The sequence below is a fragment of the Tenacibaculum sp. 190524A02b genome (genome assembly GCF_964036645.1).
Classification (GTDB): domain Bacteria; phylum Bacteroidota; class Bacteroidia; order Flavobacteriales; family Flavobacteriaceae; genus Polaribacter; species Polaribacter vairaonense.
Window position 1 is genome coordinate 3,223,810 of sequence record NZ_OZ038525.1, and the last position, 14,860, is coordinate 3,238,669.

Below are 14,860 nucleotides of genomic sequence, written 5' to 3' on the forward strand. Positions count from 1 at the left end.
AAATTTAATCTGAAAAAGATAGGGCTTCGCCACTCTCCGTCACACAGGAGTTATATTAAAAGAATTAAAACACTAAGGCTTAGTCTTTTTCTTGTCAAATTTAAACAAGCAGTAAAGAAAATAGAAATAACAATTATTTTTTATTTTGCTTTCAGTATTAGTAAACCTTCACCTATTTCCAAATATATATATTCGAAATCATTTTTTTTAAAAAAAAGTAAAGTTTAATTAAATTTTAACATTTTTTAATATTAAAATAACTTCTTAGATTGTAAATTCTATTTGAGTACTAATGAAATAGAAGTTGTCTGAAAAGTAGTTTTCAGACAGTTTTTTTAGATTCAACTTTTAGTTTTGATTTTTACTTTTCTTTAAAAGCTCTTTTAGCAGCTTCTTTTTACTCTAATTGTAGCTTGTATTTCTTCAAATTGTGTGCTAAGGCTATTAATCCAGTTTCTACTTTTACTTTTTTAGTAGCTAAAGCTTGATTAATCTTATCAATAGCCTGAATTACTTTCTCTGGAGTAATATTTTCAATATCAGGAGTAGTAATTTCTAAAGCCCCGTGTTTATAAACACTTTCAACATAAAACCATTGTTCTCTGAGTTGTTGCTCTATTTTTTTCTTATTGGTTTGGATAGATTTTGCCCAAACAAAAGTGTATTTATTAGCATTAACTTCAAATTTAGTAGCATCGACATACAAGTCTTTCAAGCTTGAAACTCCTTCAGTATTTAAGAATAATACTACTTGAGAAAAAATATATTGTAATTCGTTTTTCAAACATTTCCCTCTAAAATTATTAATCGTATTATGATCGGGTGTATTGACTACGCTTAACCACATAAAGCGAACATTTTCCTTTAAAGCTTGTTCTATTTTTCGAGAAAAATAAGTATTACGCAAATAAGCATAGACAATTACCTTTAATAACATACGAGAGTGACAACTAGAAGTTCCACCTCATCTGTAGGTAGCTTCAATATTATTTATATCAATACCTCTAAAACTTGATTGATTATACGTACTGGATGATATTGAGAAACATAATCATCATAACTTACAGGAAATAACGTAATTTGATGTTGATTATATCCTTTGAAGTGAACTGGACTTTTCATGCTATAAGATACGAAAATCCTGGACTCTGACTAGTCCTAAATAACCGTTACAGTTATTTAGGACTAGTCATATTTATTGTATATTTATAATTCATTAATAAATCCAATCAATTTTAAAATGGGTGAATTTGTAATTAAAAAAAATAACACTAGAGAACTTAGTTTTAACCTTAAAGCTAATAGTGGTAAAATTATTGGAAAGAGCGAAATGTATTTTTAGTGCTTAAGCTATGGAAAAAAGAATTATATCTGTAAATAAAAATTCGCTAGATGCATATAGAAAATAATTTTTAAAACCGTGAATTGAATTATAAATAATGTTTATTAAAGCGGTTCTTATGAGCTGTTTTGTAGGTTTAATTTATAATATACTAAGTTATATATTTCACGCTCTTAGAATAAAAGAAATCTACTTTCTTATATGAAACCTAAAATCTTGAAAAAAATAATAATAACAATTCTGTTAACTATTATTAATTACAGTTTTTCTCAAAACCACAACTATATTAATTTTAATTTAAAAAATGGTCTGCCAAGTAATGAGATATATGATATATACCAAGATGATGTAAATGGTTATTTGTGGTTTTCAAGTGATCGAGGTTTATCAAAATATAATGGTTATGAATTTAAAAATTATGGGAAGGAGCATGGAATACCTGGTAATGTAATTTTTGATTTTTTTCCACAAGCGAATAATCAAATTTGGTGCTGGACAAAACATACCAATAAATTATTCTATTTTCAAAAAGGAAGTGATAAGTTTATTGAATACAAGTATAATTATTTATTGGATCGCATTATTACATCTCCTCATCAAATAATAAAAAACATTTATTTAGATGAAAAAGATAATCTACATTTATCAGGACAAAAAATTATAGGAAAGGTCATAATTTCTAAAGAAGGAAAGCTCACAAAAAAAACTAATATATTACCTAAAAAAAATGAAAAGCTTTATTTAGCTATAGATAAAGATAATAAATATAGTTTTATTGATAATAAAGGTATTTTCAATTACACTCTTAATCTAGGTTTTATTGATAACATTTCATTTAGTAAGGATGTGTTTGCAGTGCTCTACAATAAAAAAGTTGTTATTGTTAACAACCAAAATAAAAATATAGAGATTGCTAATTTTAAAAACGAGCCAATCACAATAAACAAAGTTGGAATTAATAAAATTGCTATAAACTTTATAGAAGGAGGGACTTCCATTTATGATTTAAATGGAAACTTAATACAAAGTTATTTTCATAGAAATACATCTACAAGTTTTTTAGTAGATCATGAAGGAGGTTATTGGTTTAGTACCTTAAAATTTGGAGTATTTTATGTAGCTAGTCCAGAAATAGATTATATAAATATTGGAAGTGAAGAAGTGAAATCTATGATAAAACTGAATAATGATGATTTAGTTATGGGGTTTTCTAAAGGAAATGTTATAAAAAGAAGTAATAGAGGAAAACTTGAAAAAGTTTATGATGCAGAACTTGCTACTCCTTCTTTGGTTGAATATGACATGGATAATGATGATTTATATTTTATATCGGATAATAGGTTGTTTAAAAATATGAATTATTTAAACTTAAAGTTATATACATTAGGTCTATCTAAGCCTGAAAATGGCACAGTTTTTTTGTCATCAATAGGACAAGTTGTTAAGATTAAAAATGATAGCATAGAGCGTATAAAGACACCCTATAGATGTCTAGACGCAGTAACTTATAACAATCAAACATTTATTGGAACTCCAAAGGGGTTATTTAAAGTTGTTAATGGTTCTATTCAAAAAATAAATCATGAAATATTAGATTGTAGAATTCAGGACTTAAAAATTAACAAAAAATTAAATAAATTATTCATTGCCACGATTGGTAATGGTATTGTATTATATACTAATGATACCATTAAAACATTAACAAAGAAAGATGGTTTGCTTAGTAATAATATTGAAGAAATTTATTTTGAGAATGATGATAATATTTGGACAATAACAGATAAAGGAATCAATAAAATATCATTTTTGAATAAGAAAAAGTCTATAGAAGGTGTTTCCTTTAAGAATATAGGCAACAACAATAAAGTTACTGACCTAGAAGTAGTAGGAGATAGTTTGTTCTTAGGTATAAAAAATGGGCTTCTAAAAATGCATAAGACTATTTTAAACAAGCATTACGTTGATAAGCCCCGATTAAAAATTAAAAAAGTAATAATTAATGATTCCATCATTTTAAATCAATCTAATAATGTAGAACTATTACATAATCAAAATAGAATTACATTTAATTTAGAAGGTATATCTTTTAAAGATTATTTGACCTATAAATATAGATTACTTGGCTTAAGTAATAAGTGGTATTATTCTAAAAACAGAGAGATTACATTTGCATCCTTACCACCTGGAAATTATACTTTCAATGCATCTTGCTTGAATCAAAAAGAATTACAAAAAACCGTATCATATAAGTTCCAAATAAGTAAACCTTACTGGAAACAATGGTGGTTTTATTTTATAATAACAATAATTGTATTATTATTATCAACCTTCTTATTTTATTTAAGACTACAGAATGAAAAATCTAAAACTCAAAATGTTATTATTGAACAAAAACTCTTACGTTCGCAAATGACTCCTCATTTTATTTTTAATTCACTTTCTGTATTACAGGGTATGATCTTAAATAAAGAAGGAAGTAAGTCTGTTTTATACATATCTAAATTTTCTAAATTACTTCGAATTATTTTAGAGAATTCTAGAGATAAAATAGTTTTGTTATCTGAAGAGTTATTAGCGATAGAAAACTATTTAATGCTTCAAAACTTAGAAAATAATATGTATTCATATACTATTTCTATAGAGAATACCATAAACACATCGTTATTTAAAATACCCCCTATGTTAATTCAACCCTTTGTTGAGAATGCTATTGAGCACGCATTTTCGAATCAACAAAAAGATAGATTCATAGATATTCAGCTTACATATTCAAATAAAAAATTAATTTGCACTATTAAAGACAATGGTATCGGTATTAACTCTTTTGACAAAACTGTTAACACTAATAAGAAATCATTATCTACAGCTATAACATTAGAACGATTACAAGCACTTTCTAAGGATTTTAAAATGAAAGGTTCTGTTAACTTAGAAGATAGAAAAAAATATAACGAGCAAGGAACAATTGCTACCTTAGTAATACCTTACATAAAAAATTGATAAATTAAGTGAAAACATTAATAATAGAGGATAAAGAATATATAAGAAAAGGCTTAATTAGTTTGTTACTCTCATTAGAGACCTCAATAGAAGTTGAAGTTATCGGGGAATGCGAATCTGTAAAAGACGCTGTTATTGTAGCAAATGCCTGTAAACCAGAACTAGTTTTTTTGGACATAAACCTTGTTGATGGTTCTGGATTTGATTTTTTAGAACAAACTGAAAATCTATCATTTAATATCATTTTTATTACTGCTTATGAAGAATATGCACTCAAAGCTTTAAAAGTTGGTGCTATAGATTATATCTTAAAACCCGTGGATGTTGAAGAACTACAAGTAGCATTGAAAAAAATAACTAAATTATCGTTCGCTGAGCAGAAACATCAACTTAATCTAGTAAAACAAGCTTGGAATAATGATGAAACTAAGTTAATTTTATCATTGCATAATAGTTTTCAAGTTATAGATTTAAATGAACTCTTGTTTTGTGAGTCAGATAAAGGATATACTACGTTTTATTGTAGTAACAATAAAAAATATGTGGTTTCAAAAACTTTAAAAGAATTTGAAAAACCTCTTTTCAAAAACAATTTTATACGTCCACATCAATCCTTTATAGTTAATCTAAATTATATAAATAAATATGATAAATCTGGAGTTATCTATTTAAAAAACGGCAAAAAAATTCCGGTATCTTCTAGAAAAAGAGAGCAGTTTTTAAATACATTTTTAACTTAAGACAAAGACTATTTTACCGAAAATTAACACTCATTTAATTTAAGACAACAGAGTTAATTTGTGAGGTACTTTATTTTAAAAGTACTGAAGTATTTTTAAATAATTCTTTTGCACTCCAGTAACCTTAAAACGAAAATAAGAAAGAGTTGTTTAGACAATCTTTGTAATTTTTCGTACGGATTAACTTTGATGTAGACTAGTTGTTTAAATAATGAGGACTCATAACCGAAGGTTACAAAGTTTGTTTGAATCCTATTACCGTTATTAAAAACAAAAAGCCCTCATTTACGATTGAGAGCTTTTTAGTGTAAAAATTATTTATATCTAGCATCTATATGGGTAAAACTCCAACCATTCCCAATTAGATATCCACCTACAGCGGACAAACTAGAATCAAACCCTGTATGTTGGAACAAACACATATTTCCGTTATTTTTAATTGCATAAATATGATTATTGTTCCCTGCAAAGACATGTTTAAAATTCCATCCATTGCCTAATACTTTATAATTTCCATCAAACAGCCAATCATTACCTTTATGCACAAATAAAAGCATATCACCATTATCTTTAATTGCATAAATGCGACCATGTGTTCCAGCAAATACATGCTTGAAATTCCATCCATTTCCTATTTTTTTTATGGATTTAGTCCATTTTGATCCATCATATTTTGACAAATACATATCACCATTATCTTTAATTGCATAAATATGACCATCATATCCTGCAAATACATGTTTGAAGTTCCATCCTGTGCCTATTTTCTTACCTGAATCATCCCAAGAGTTACCATCTCCTAGATGCTTATAAAAATACATGTCTCCATTAGGTTTTATACCATATAAAAATCCTAAATCTCCTACAACAATTTGCTTGAAATCCCATCCATCTGCTATTTTTTTATAATTACCATTAAACCCCCATTCTGTTCCTTGCTTATGCTTGTAAAGAAGTAAGTCTCCATTATTATTTACTGCATAAATTAAAGATGGATGTACAGAACTAGTTTTTTTTGACTCAATAACTTCCTTTTTGGTATATGAGGTAATATTTTCTATCTCTTCATTTTCACAAGAAATAGATATAGTTCCTATAACTAAGGCAAGTAATGTCGTTTTTGTAAAGTTTGTTTTCATAATCTATTTATATTTAATATTGATTTTTTTAAAGATGATTAAGTTTTAAAAAAGAAAAACATTTTTACTTATTATGAGTTGAAGTTTAGTGTTGCTATTATATTCCCCTTAAATTCATAACAGTAAATACATCTAGTATTTTTTTTTATTATTTACAACAAAAGTAGGTGTCGTTATATCTGGTAAAAAGCGTTATTTTTTTTTCGTAGGGTTAGAATAAATAAGTGTAAAGTATCAAATAATATATGTGTTTTCAATAGGAGTAGAGGCGAATTTCTTTTACTAAGAATAATAAATCATTAAGCAACCGCCTTACTAACAACTAAAAACCAATAACTTACCTAATATAAAAAGCCAGATTATATAAAATCTGGCTCTATTTTCTTTCTTTTTCGTTTTTTGAAGCTAGCAGGCTTCTAGTTTTGTACCTTTATAGTACTTTTTTTAATAGCAAATTTTCCCACTTATTTATTTCCTAACATTAGAAACTCATTACATACTACTTCCGTTATGTATCTTTTATTTCCTTCATTATCTTCAAAGGAACGAGAAGTTAATTTTCCTTCTATTACTACTTCACTTCCTTTTTGTAGATACTGCTCTATGATTTCTGCAGTTTTGTTCCATGCTACAATGTTGTGCCATTGTGTATCGGTTACCTTTTGTCCGCTTGAATTTTTGTAAGTTTCATTGGTTGCTAAAGAAAATTTAGCTAGTTTTTTACCACTTTCTAGTGTTATAACTTCTGGGTTACTACCCAAATTACCAATTAACTGTACCTTGTTTTTAAGTGCATTCATGTTATTCATTTTTTCGTTTAACAGTTAAGATTTATTATTTGTTTTTGTTTGACACTGCAAAGATGCAATGCCATCAAAGGATTAATTGGTAAGTAATCGTTTGTTTTCGATTGTAAATGAATGTAATCGTTTATTGTTATATTTGAAAAAAATAATTTCATGGAATTTTACTTAGAAACGGAACGTTTGATCTTAAGAGACTTTAGAGAAAAGGATACCAAGTCTATATTTGAATTAGATTCTAATCCTGAAGTTCATAAATATCTTGGTAATAATACTATTTCTACTTATCAGGAGGCAGAAAAGATTATTGAGTTTTTTAAAACGCAATACAATGATAATGGCATCGGTAGATTTGCTGCTTTTGAAAAAGTGTCTGGGGAATTTATTGGTTGGTCTGGACTGAAATTAAACAAAGGTGAAAAAGAAGAACTAAATGGTTTTACTAACTTTATTGATATTGGATATAGATTATTACCTAAATTTTGGGGTAAAGGATATGCTTCTGAATCTGCTTTTGCCTGTTTAGACTTCGGTTTTAAAAAAATGAATTATAAGGTTATATATGGAGCTGCACAAAACTCTAATATTGGTTCTAACAAAATTCTAAAAAAAATAGGTCTCCAATTTATTAATGAATTTGTTTTTGAAGGTGAAAAAGCTAGTTGGTATGAATTGAAAAAAGAAAATTATGGGAAATAAGAAGTGTTTAGAATGCGGTGAAAAAGTAATTGGCCGAGTTGATAAAAAGTTCTGTTCTGATTATTGTAGAAATGCTTTTAATAATAAAGTGAATAAGGAAAGTAAAAACCTTATTAGAAACACAAACAATAGACTCCGTAAAAATTATAAAATTCTCACAGAGTTAAATTCTTCTGGAAAGACAAAAGTCACCAGAAGAAAATTATTTGATAAAGGTTTTGATTTTAAATTTATGACCTCATTATATATTACTAAAACAGGAAACACCTATTTTTATGTATATGACCAAGGTTATTTAGAGTTGGAAAATGAATGGTTTTTGCTAGTAAAGCAAGAGTAATTTATTTCCATGTATTTCCTTTTAGTTTCATGGCTGCTTTTAATACGTCTTTTTGACTTATTTGCCCTACTAGTTTTCCATTTTGTACAATAGGAAACCGCCTTCTTCTAGAATCTAAAAACTTATTAGCAGCATCAAAAATATTCATACTACCATCTATAGTTTCTACTTCTCTTACCATTGCCTTCCCTACAGTATTGTTTTGATCAATAGGTAAGTTATAATATCTACTTTCAGAAATTTGTTTTATACAATCTCCTTCAGAAATAATACCTATCAATTCATTCTTATCATTTACTACAGGTCCACCAGAAATCTTATTACTAATTAGAGTTTCTATCACCTCTTCTATAGGTTGTTCTTCCTTAAAAGAAATTATTTTAGTTGACATATAGTCTGAAACTAAAATAGGTTCTGTTTCCTTTTTCTGTACATTTGTTCGCCTCCCTTGAAAGTTAATAATTCCCATAATAGTTAGTTTTAAACTACTGAATATATTGATTTTAAATCAATTATCAAAATTTAAAGCTTCAAATAAATAATTAACTCCTATATTTTCACTACTTATCGTACAATTAGAAACTCAAATAAATTACAAAAAATAAAGCTTGCAATAATTTGCAAGCTCTAAAAATATATAGTTATCTCAAATGTATTAGTCAATTTGTGATACACGTAGTGTATTTACCATTCCTTTGGCTTTTACTGGCATAGAAGATAGGTTAATCATAAAATCACCTGTTTTCACGAATCCTTTCTCTTTAGCTATTTCATTGATATCTTCAATCGTTTCATCTGTACTTAAGTTTCGATCATAATGGTAAGCTCTAACTCCCCATAAAAGATTTAGTTTACCAAGTATTCTTTTTTCAGATGAAAATGCCAATACGTGTGATTTTGGACGCCATGCAGAAATTTGAAAAGCCGTATAACCACTATTGGTTAATGTAGAAATAGCTGATGCATTAATATCATCTGCCATTAACGCTGCATGGTGACAAACTGATTTTGTTATAAAACGATTTGTTCTAATATGTGGTGGTTCTTGTGGTACTTTAATTAATTCTGAAAATTCCACACTTCCTATTATTTCAGTCATTTTTTTAATCACTTTTACAGGATGTTTCCCAACAGAAGTTTCTCCTGATAACATCACAGCATCTGCTCCATCCATAATAGAGTTGGCTACATCATTAACTTCTGCTCTTGTAGGTACTGGGTTTTCAATCATTGTTTCCATCATCTGTGTAGCAATAATTACAGGAATCCTTGCCAACTTAGCTCTACGCACCAAACTTTTTTGAATTAATGGTACATCTTGCATTGGAACCTCAACACCTAAGTCTCCCCTTGCTACCATCAAGCCATCACAGTAAGGTATTAAAGCATCTATATTCTCAACAGCTTCAGGTTTTTCTATTTTTGCTATTACAGGTACTCGGTAACGTGATTTTTGCTTAATTAGGTCTCTAAGCATTCTCAAATCTTCAGGCGTTCTTACAAAAGATAGAGCAATCCAATCTACCTCTTGTTGTAATGCAAATACTACATCTTTTTTATCTTTTTCAGTAAGTGCTGGTAATGAAATATTAGTGTTTGGTAAATTAACTCCTTTCTTTGATTTTAGTAGCCCTCCTACTATTACTTTAGCTTCAACAGTCTTATTTTTATCAGTTGAAACAACTTCAAATAAAAGTTTTCCATCATCTACTAAAATTTGCTCTCCTTCTTTTACATCTTTTGGAAAGCGCTTGTAAGTCATATAAGCTTTTTCTTTAGTTCCAACACATTCTTCTGTTGTGAACTTAAAAATATCTCCTTCATTTAATACAACACCTTCCTCCATAATACCAACACGCAATTTAGGCCCTTGCAAATCTGCTAAAATTGCTACATTGTACCCTTTCTCTTCATTGATTTCTCTAATTTGCACTATTCTTTCCTTTACAGTTTCATAATCTGCATGAGAAAAATTAATACGAAAAACATTAACTCCAGCAGCTGCCATTTTAGTTAAAATTTCTTTTGTATTTGTTGCTGGACCTAAAGTGGCTACTATTTTTGTTTTCTTATTATGTGGCATATGCTAAAAAATTAAAAAATCTTTTGATTTTAAAGTATCAATATCTATTTGATATGATGTTACAACTTGTGGAATAGTTTTTATGTTATTTATTAAAGAATCAACAAATGTTTCTTTAAAGTCCCCTTCTATTTTTAAAAAATAATCCACCTTCTTTTTTTCAGAAACTAGGTACTCAACTACGCTGGTAGTTCTTTTCATAAAAAGTCCTATTGCTTCTATTTCTACTTTCTTTTTACTTACATTATTTATTAAAAACCAATTGGTATCTTCTTTTTCGTTTACGTATTCATAAATAGGAAACGACACAATTTCTTTGTTTTTGTTTTTTATATCTAAACAAAAATTAGCTTTTTCAAAAAAACATTCTAATTTGCTATTTAAAAGATAAGCCAATTTATAATCATTGAGCGTTGTATGAATTCCTATTAATGAATATTGACTAATAGCAAACTCATTAAAATCTAGCTCATAAAAAGACATAAAAAAATCTATTAGTTTTTTGCTAATTTAAACAATGTAGTTAAAATATAATGTGAAATTAACGAAAAGGTTTTCGGCTGTATGTTAAGAGTTTTTCATTTTATCTTGCATAGCGTAGTACACTCTTTTTGCTGCAATTTCTTCTGCTTTTTTCTTCGATGTAGCTCTTCCTTTAGCCACAATCATACCATCTATGCTAACTCTTACACTAAAATGTTTTTTACTTTGTTTCCCTGTATCTTCATAAGAATCAAAGCTATATTTCTTCTTGTTTTTTTGACACCACTCTATAATATATCCTTTATAACTAGAGATTTTACCTTCTAGTTTACCAATATCTACATAAGGTAAAATAACTTGCTCATAAATAAATTGATGGCAGTAGTTATAACCTCTATCTAAATAAATGGCTCCAATAAGTGCTTCAAAAATATTTCCGTGTAAGTTATTACTTATTTGGTTTTGTGCTATATTACTTTTAACAAATCGGATCAAATCTAAATCCTTACCAAGACTGTTGAGATGTTCTCTACTTACCACTTTTGATCTCATTTGTGTTAAGTAACCTTCATCACCTTTAGGGACTTTCTTATACAAATAAGAAGCAATAACAGAGCCTAAAATAGCATCCCCTAAAAACTCTAGTCTCTCGTAATTTACAGGATTTCCTTTACTATCTACTAATTTTAAAGACCTATGCGTAAACGCTTTTTTATAATGCGATAACTTTATGGGCTTAAAATTAAGCAGTTCTTTCAATTCGTAGTAAAAGTCCTCATCCTCTTTATTCTGGGGTTTAACTATTCTACGAAGGAAATTCATATAATTTAATCTAATTTTTTAAAGGCAACACAAGCATTGTGTCCTCCAAATCCAAAAGTATTACTTATAGCTACCTTAATATCTCTCTTTTGAGCTTTATTCAACGTTAAATTCAAGTCTGAATTTATGTTTTCATCAACATTAGCATGATTAATAGTTGGTGGAACTACACCATTTTCCATGGCTAAGATTGATGCGATTGCTTCAATAGCTCCAGCAGCTCCTAACAAATGCCCTGTCATTGACTTTGTTGAATTGATATTAATATTCTTTGCATGTTCACCAAACACCTCAGATATCGCTTTTAATTCAGCTACATCACCTAATGGTGTAGAAGTTCCATGTGTATTGATATGATCTACATCCTCTGGTTTTAAACCTGCATTTTCAAGGCAGTTTTTCATTACCGCAATAACTCCAACTCCCTCAGGATGTGGCGCAGTCATGTGATGTGCGTCAGAAGACAAACCTCCTCCAACTACTTCAGCATATATTTTAGCACCTCTAGCCTTAGCATGCTCATATTCTTCTAATACGATTGCTCCTGCTCCTTCACCTAGTACAAAACCATCTCTTTCAGAATCAAAAGGTCTTGAGGCTGTTTCTGGACTCTCATTTCTTGTTGATAAAGCATGCATTGCATTGAATCCTCCCATACCAGCTATAGTAACAGCTGCTTCACTTCCTCCGGTAACAACAACATCACAATGTCCAAGTCTAATATAGTTTAAAGCATCAATCATTGCATTAGCAGATGATGCGCAAGCAGATACTGTAGTATAATTAGGCCCCATAAATCCATTTTTAATAGATATGTTACCTGGTGCTATATCTGCTATCATTTTTGGGATAAAAAATGGATTGAATTTTGGTGTTCCATCTCCTTTTGAATAATTTAACACCTCTTCTTGAAAAGTTTCCAAACCTCCAATTCCTGCTCCCCAAATTACACCTACGCGTAATTTGTTTACTTCGTCTAAGTTTAATTTTGAATCTGCAATTGCTTCATCAGAAGCTACCATTGCATATTGAGTAAACTTATCCATTCTACGTGATTCCTTCCTATGGATGAAGTCATTCACGTTAAAATTCTTTAATTCACAAGCAAAACGAGTTTTGAACTTGGCAGCATCGAAATACGTTATAGGTGCTGCTCCGCTAACTCCGTTAACTAAGCTGTTCCAATATTCTTCTTTATTGTTTCCTATTGGCGTTAATGCGCCAAGTCCAGTTACTACAACTCGCTTTAATTGCATATAATTCTTATTTTTTTGCGTCTTCTATATAGCTAATCGCTTGACCTACCGTACCAATATTCTCAGCTTGATCGTCTGGAATTTGAATATCGAATTCCTTCTCGAATTCCATAATTAACTCAACAGTATCTAATGAATCAGCTCCTAAGTCATTTGTGAAGCTTGCTTCGTTTGTTACTTCGTTATCGTCTACACCTAACTTGTCAACGATAATCGCTTTTACTCTTGATGCAATGTCTGACATAATTTTATAAGTTTTAAAATTTAAAATCGGGGCAAAAATACAAATCTTAAGTTTTAATTCTAATTTTTGCTCAAAAATGTGATGCCTAAAATAAAAAAAATACTTGAATCTTTGGCCAAACTGCCCGTCATTGTTAATATTTATTCTTTTTTTTGCAGTAACAATTCAACTAAAATTAAGTATGAAACGTATTGTAATTTTTGCTTCGGGCTCAGGATCCAATGCCGAAAACATTATTAAACATTTCCAAAACTCTTCTATAGCTAGGGTTACTAACGTGCTTTCTAACAATGAGTATGCCAAAGTTTTTGATCGTTGTAAACGACTTAAAATATCAGCAAAACATTTCAATAGACAAGATTTTATAAAAGAAGACACAATTCTTAAATTTTTGTTAAAAGAGGCGGATTATATAATTTTAGCTGGTTTTTTATGGAAAGTTCCTTCAAAAATAGTAGATGCTTTTCCTAATAAAATAATTAACGTACACCCTGCTCTTTTGCCTAAATATGGTGGAAAAGGTATGTATGGAATGCATGTTCATAAGGCTGTTAAAGAAAATAATGAAGAAGAAAGTGGTATTACTATACATTATGTAAATGAACATTATGATGAAGGTAATATTATTTTCCAAGCCAAAACTATACTTTCAAAAGAAGATTCTCCTGAAACTATTGCTGAAAAAATACATGAACTTGAGTATGCTTTTTTTCCTAAAGTAATTGAAAATGTAATTTTAGATAATGGGGAATAAAAAAAAGTATTATGTTGTTTGGAAAGGTAAAAAAACAGGAATTTTCACATCTTGGGATGCTTGTAAGAAACAAATAAATGGTTTTGAAGGTGCTCAATACAAATCTTTTATTGATAAAACTGAGGCTGAAAAAGCTTTCAAAAAAAGTTTTAATGACTATAAAGGTATTAACACTAAAAAGAAAGTTTTATCTAAAAGTGAGAAAGAAAAATATGGTACTCCAATTTTAGAAAGTATTTCTGTAGATGCCGCTTGTGCTGGAAATCCTGGTATTATGGAGTATAGAGGTGTTTTAACTCACAACAAAAAGGAAATATTTAGAATGGGGCCTTTTAAAAATGGTACTAACAATATTGGTGAGTTTTTAGCTCTAGTTCATGGAATTGCGTTGCTAAAGAGTAAAAAAAAGGAAAGTATTCCTATTTACTCTGATTCAAAAATAGCTATGGGATGGGTACTGAAAAAGCAATGTAAAACTAATATTACTTTTGATGAATCTAATAAAGATGTTCTTGAATTAATTAAAAGAGCAGAACTATGGCTGCAAAAAAACACCTTTTCTACTCCTATTTTAAAATGGGAAACAAAAGCTTGGGGAGAAATTCCAGCTGATTTTGGCAGAAAATAAAAAAAGCTGAGTTTTAAAAAAAAACAGCCTTTTATATTACGTAACTATTTTAAATTTTATTATTTAATAGCAATCTTGGTTTCTTCTTTCCAAGTTTGAACACTTGCTACTGTATTATCTTTATAATCTATTTCTTTTAATCCATCTTTATGCCACATAAACCACTTCCCAACTTTTTTACCATCTTCATAGTGAGCTATGGCTGTTTTATTTCCTTTTTCGTCAAAGGTCATCCAAGTTCCTGCTAATTTTTTATCTTTAAAGAAACCTTGTTCTTTTACTGTACCATCTTTATAAAAATAAGTAACCTTTACTAAGTCCCCAGCCTTTTCAAACTTAGGCTCTTCCTGTGCCTGTACCATTGCAAAAGCTAAACCACAAGCTAAAACGACTAATTTCTTCATATCTAATATTCTATTCGTTAACATTTATAAAACAAATATAACATTAATTTTACAAACAAACAACAATTACATAACATTAAGTTAACATTAGGGTTTACAAAAGCAATAAAATCATTTTTGTAT

General features: G+C 28.9%; 17 protein-coding genes. 6 read left to right on the forward strand and 11 right to left on the reverse strand.

The features are described 5' to 3' along the window. Positions 1-397: 397 nt before the first annotated feature. Complete coding sequence (locus tag ABNT65_RS13125; protein ID WP_348703533.1) at positions 398-937, reverse strand: transposase; 540 nt, start codon at positions 935-937, stop codon at positions 398-400. Between the two features lie 53 nt (positions 938-990). Then, positions 991-1,122: a hypothetical protein gene (locus tag ABNT65_RS13130; protein ID WP_348703532.1), complete on the reverse strand. Its 132-nt coding sequence runs from the start codon at positions 1,120-1,122 to the stop codon at positions 991-993. A 436-nt stretch (positions 1,123-1,558) separates the two neighbouring features. On the opposite strand from ABNT65_RS13130, the gene ABNT65_RS13135 reads away from it, so the two are divergent. After that, the gene (locus tag ABNT65_RS13135; protein ID WP_348703531.1) at positions 1,559-4,342 is read left to right on the forward strand and encodes a histidine kinase; all 2,784 of its coding nucleotides are present in this window, start codon (positions 1,559-1,561) and stop codon (positions 4,340-4,342) included. A gap of 8 nt (positions 4,343-4,350) precedes the next feature. Then, a complete protein-coding gene (locus tag ABNT65_RS13140; RefSeq protein ID WP_348703530.1) occupies positions 4,351-5,082 on the forward strand; it encodes a LytTR family DNA-binding domain-containing protein in 732 nt (243 codons plus the stop codon). 314 nt (positions 5,083-5,396) lie between these two features. Here ABNT65_RS13140 and ABNT65_RS13145 read toward each other — a convergent pair whose 3' ends face one another. Both ABNT65_RS13145 and ABNT65_RS13150 read right to left on the reverse strand, forming a co-directional pair. Further along, positions 5,397-6,221: a tachylectin-related carbohydrate-binding protein gene (locus ABNT65_RS13145; protein ID WP_348703528.1), complete on the reverse strand. Its 825-nt coding sequence runs from the start codon at positions 6,219-6,221 to the stop codon at positions 5,397-5,399. A 464-nt stretch (positions 6,222-6,685) separates the two neighbouring features. After that, positions 6,686-7,021 (reverse strand): single-stranded DNA-binding protein, encoded by a 336-nt coding sequence (locus ABNT65_RS13150; protein ID WP_348703526.1) that lies wholly within the window; start codon positions 7,019-7,021, stop codon positions 6,686-6,688. 159 nt (positions 7,022-7,180) lie between these two features. Here ABNT65_RS13150 and ABNT65_RS13155 point away from each other — a divergent pair, with 159 nt between their 5' ends. Together ABNT65_RS13155 and ABNT65_RS13160 are read left to right on the forward strand one after the other, a co-directional pair. Next, complete coding sequence (locus ABNT65_RS13155) at positions 7,181-7,723, forward strand: GNAT family N-acetyltransferase (RefSeq protein ID WP_348703523.1); 543 nt, start codon at positions 7,181-7,183, stop codon at positions 7,721-7,723. Beyond that, complete coding sequence (locus tag ABNT65_RS13160) at positions 7,713-8,063, forward strand: hypothetical protein (RefSeq protein ID WP_348703521.1); 351 nt, start codon at positions 7,713-7,715, stop codon at positions 8,061-8,063. Before ABNT65_RS13155 ends, ABNT65_RS13160 begins: the two co-directional genes overlap by 11 nt. Before the next feature lies 1 nt (position 8,064). Here the strand turns inward: ABNT65_RS13160 and ABNT65_RS13165 are convergent, their stop codons facing one another. From ABNT65_RS13165 to ABNT65_RS13190, 6 genes are all read right to left on the reverse strand, one after another. Further along, positions 8,065-8,532 (reverse strand): CBS domain-containing protein, encoded by a 468-nt coding sequence (locus ABNT65_RS13165; RefSeq protein ID WP_348703518.1) that lies wholly within the window; start codon positions 8,530-8,532, stop codon positions 8,065-8,067. A 186-nt stretch (positions 8,533-8,718) separates the two neighbouring features. Further along, complete coding sequence (gene pyk / locus ABNT65_RS13170) at positions 8,719-10,146, reverse strand: pyruvate kinase (protein WP_348703516.1); 1,428 nt, start codon at positions 10,144-10,146, stop codon at positions 8,719-8,721. A gap of 3 nt (positions 10,147-10,149) precedes the next feature. Continuing rightward, entirely contained in the window at positions 10,150-10,629 is a 480-nt protein-coding gene (locus ABNT65_RS13175) for an IPExxxVDY family protein (protein ID WP_348703514.1), read from the reverse strand. An 84-nt stretch (positions 10,630-10,713) separates the two neighbouring features. After that, complete coding sequence (gene rnc / locus ABNT65_RS13180) at positions 10,714-11,451, reverse strand: ribonuclease III (protein WP_348703512.1); 738 nt, start codon at positions 11,449-11,451, stop codon at positions 10,714-10,716. A gap of 5 nt (positions 11,452-11,456) precedes the next feature. Next, entirely contained in the window at positions 11,457-12,707 is a 1,251-nt protein-coding gene (gene fabF, locus ABNT65_RS13185) for a beta-ketoacyl-ACP synthase II (protein WP_348739647.1), read from the reverse strand. A 7-nt stretch (positions 12,708-12,714) separates the two neighbouring features. Next, on the reverse strand, positions 12,715-12,951 hold the full coding sequence (locus ABNT65_RS13190; protein WP_028891431.1) for an acyl carrier protein: 237 nt from the start codon (positions 12,949-12,951) through the stop codon (positions 12,715-12,717). 181 nt (positions 12,952-13,132) lie between these two features. On the opposite strand from ABNT65_RS13190, the gene ABNT65_RS13195 reads away from it, so the two are divergent. Together ABNT65_RS13195 and ABNT65_RS13200 are read left to right on the forward strand one after the other, a co-directional pair. Next, on the forward strand, positions 13,133-13,705 hold the full coding sequence (locus ABNT65_RS13195; RefSeq protein WP_348703506.1) for a phosphoribosylglycinamide formyltransferase: 573 nt from the start codon (positions 13,133-13,135) through the stop codon (positions 13,703-13,705). Continuing rightward, a complete protein-coding gene (locus tag ABNT65_RS13200; RefSeq protein ID WP_348746035.1) occupies positions 13,695-14,333 on the forward strand; it encodes a ribonuclease H family protein in 639 nt (212 codons plus the stop codon). Before ABNT65_RS13195 ends, ABNT65_RS13200 begins: the two co-directional genes overlap by 11 nt. Positions 14,334-14,392: 59 nt before the next feature. Here ABNT65_RS13200 and ABNT65_RS13205 read toward each other — a convergent pair whose 3' ends face one another. Then, a complete protein-coding gene (locus tag ABNT65_RS13205) occupies positions 14,393-14,737 on the reverse strand; it encodes a nicotinic acid mononucleotide adenyltransferase (RefSeq protein ID WP_348703501.1) in 345 nt (114 codons plus the stop codon). Positions 14,738-14,860 lie beyond the last annotated feature (123 nt).

Excerpts from the sequence above, each read along its gene's own strand:
- ABNT65_RS13125 (WP_348703533.1), bottom strand. The coding sequence starts at position 937 with ATGTTATTAAAGGTAATTGTCTATGCTTATTTGCGTAATACTTATTTT.
- ABNT65_RS13130 (WP_348703532.1), bottom strand. The coding sequence starts at position 1,122 with ATGAAAAGTCCAGTTCACTTCAAAGGATATAATCAACATCAAATTACG.
- ABNT65_RS13145 (WP_348703528.1), bottom strand. The coding sequence starts at position 6,221 with ATGAAAACAAACTTTACAAAAACGACATTACTTGCCTTAGTTATAGGA.
- ABNT65_RS13150 (WP_348703526.1), bottom strand. The coding sequence starts at position 7,021 with ATGAATGCACTTAAAAACAAGGTACAGTTAATTGGTAATTTGGGTAGT.
- ABNT65_RS13155 (WP_348703523.1), top strand. The coding sequence starts at position 7,181 with ATGGAATTTTACTTAGAAACGGAACGTTTGATCTTAAGAGACTTTAGA.
- ABNT65_RS13160 (WP_348703521.1), top strand. The coding sequence starts at position 7,713 with ATGGGAAATAAGAAGTGTTTAGAATGCGGTGAAAAAGTAATTGGCCGA.
- ABNT65_RS13165 (WP_348703518.1), bottom strand. The coding sequence starts at position 8,532 with ATGGGAATTATTAACTTTCAAGGGAGGCGAACAAATGTACAGAAAAAG.
- pyk (WP_348703516.1), bottom strand. The coding sequence starts at position 10,146 with ATGCCACATAATAAGAAAACAAAAATAGTAGCCACTTTAGGTCCAGCA.
- ABNT65_RS13175 (WP_348703514.1), bottom strand. The coding sequence starts at position 10,629 with ATGTCTTTTTATGAGCTAGATTTTAATGAGTTTGCTATTAGTCAATAT.
- rnc (WP_348703512.1), bottom strand. The coding sequence starts at position 11,451 with ATGAATTTCCTTCGTAGAATAGTTAAACCCCAGAATAAAGAGGATGAG.
- fabF (WP_348739647.1), bottom strand. The coding sequence starts at position 12,707 with ATGCAATTAAAGCGAGTTGTAGTAACTGGACTTGGCGCATTAACGCCA.
- ABNT65_RS13190 (WP_028891431.1), bottom strand. The coding sequence starts at position 12,951 with ATGTCAGACATTGCATCAAGAGTAAAAGCGATTATCGTTGACAAGTTA.
- ABNT65_RS13195 (WP_348703506.1), top strand. The coding sequence starts at position 13,133 with ATGAAACGTATTGTAATTTTTGCTTCGGGCTCAGGATCCAATGCCGAA.
- ABNT65_RS13200 (WP_348746035.1), top strand. The coding sequence starts at position 13,695 with ATGGGGAATAAAAAAAAGTATTATGTTGTTTGGAAAGGTAAAAAAACA.
- ABNT65_RS13205 (WP_348703501.1), bottom strand. The coding sequence starts at position 14,737 with ATGAAGAAATTAGTCGTTTTAGCTTGTGGTTTAGCTTTTGCAATGGTA.